Raw genomic sequence first — 1,285 nt, 5'->3', positions numbered from 1 at the left:
AGAGCTACGAATGTTATGTACCGTAATGGAACCCGCATTGCTATTTACTCTCCATACTACCTGTTCAAAGGAAATAATCATGGCAAAGGAAAAGGGATTAAACCAGGGTTACAATTACTAGGGATTCATCACTCAGTAAGCAATGAGTTAAGTACTTACATTGCAATGCTCTGTGCAGCCCTAAGTTCATATGATGAAGTTAAAACGCTACTTGCAAAAGAAGGAGTAAGATTATCAGTAGAATTGATTGTTAAAATATCAAAGAAAATAAGCAAGTTATCCCGAATGTATCAATCTGCTGAAAAATACTCAATGGGATTCAATAATAAAAATACGGTTGTGATTTCAGTTGACGGAGGTAGGGTCAGAATACGTAATAAAAAACGAGGTCGTAAAACGGCAAAAAAACGTAACCGATTCAAAGGTCAGTGGCGTGAGGTTAAGCTTTTTGTTATCTATGTGGTTGATGAGGAAGGCAATAAAATAAAAAAAGAACTTCCAATAATTGATGGTATGATTGGTAGCCCTAAAGCAATGTTTAACTTACTTAAAAAGTATCTATTAGGACTTAACTTGTCTGAGATAAACAATCTTGTATTTGTCGCCGATGGTGCGCCTTGGATATGGAAGCGTATCAATGAACTTCTCGATTCAATAGATGGCACTGAACAAATGAATGTTTATCATGTTTTAGATTATTATCACGCTATGGAGCATCTAAATGTACTAGCAAAACAATTATATAAAAACAAACGGGAGAAGAATAAATGGATTAAAGCCTGTAAGGAACTTTTGCATGCAGGAAAAATTAATGAATTTATCGAAAAGCTAAAATTTGATACCAAGCATAAGCGGGGTAAGATAGTAAAAACTGAACGAGGATATTTTATAAACAATATGGATCGCTTAATTTACAAGACCTGTAAAGATAATGGCTTTCCACAAGGAAGTGGTGCTATAGAAAGCAGTGTTCGCAGGGTTATTAATCTAAAAATGAAAGGCAATTCTATTTTTTGGAATGAAGAGAGTGCCAATGATATGCTGCTTATACGTTCATTTTATAAGGCTGGGAGATGGCGAAACATTGAAGAAATGTCCTATGAAGGAGGATTGCAAGCAGCAGCCTAAATACCCACAAATTCCGAATGCGCCCATACTGTAAGGACCTGAGCCAATAATAAGGCTTGCCGGTACATCCGAAGGACTCACATCATGTTCTTGCCCATGATAGGTCATATATAAATAATTTGTTTGTGCTTCAAACTCACCGGCGAGTGTGTCGACC

Annotated in this window: 1 protein-coding gene; it reads left to right on the top strand. The window is 36.4% G+C overall.

Annotated elements, in window-relative coordinates; genetic code table 11:
- Window positions 1-1,128, top strand: a 1,128-nt coding sequence (locus tag DNK84_RS08320) for a hypothetical protein (RefSeq protein ID WP_208123286.1), incomplete at its 5' end; no start/stop codon positions are given.
- Between the last annotated feature and the right edge of the window lie 157 nt (window positions 1,129-1,285).

The sequence above is a fragment of the Facilibium subflavum genome (assembly GCF_003574485.1).
GTDB classification, from domain to species: domain Bacteria; phylum Pseudomonadota; class Gammaproteobacteria; order Francisellales; family Francisellaceae; genus Facilibium; species Facilibium subflavum.
Note: the sequence above shows the minus strand (reverse complement) of the source record. Positions and strands in the feature narration are given on the sequence as shown.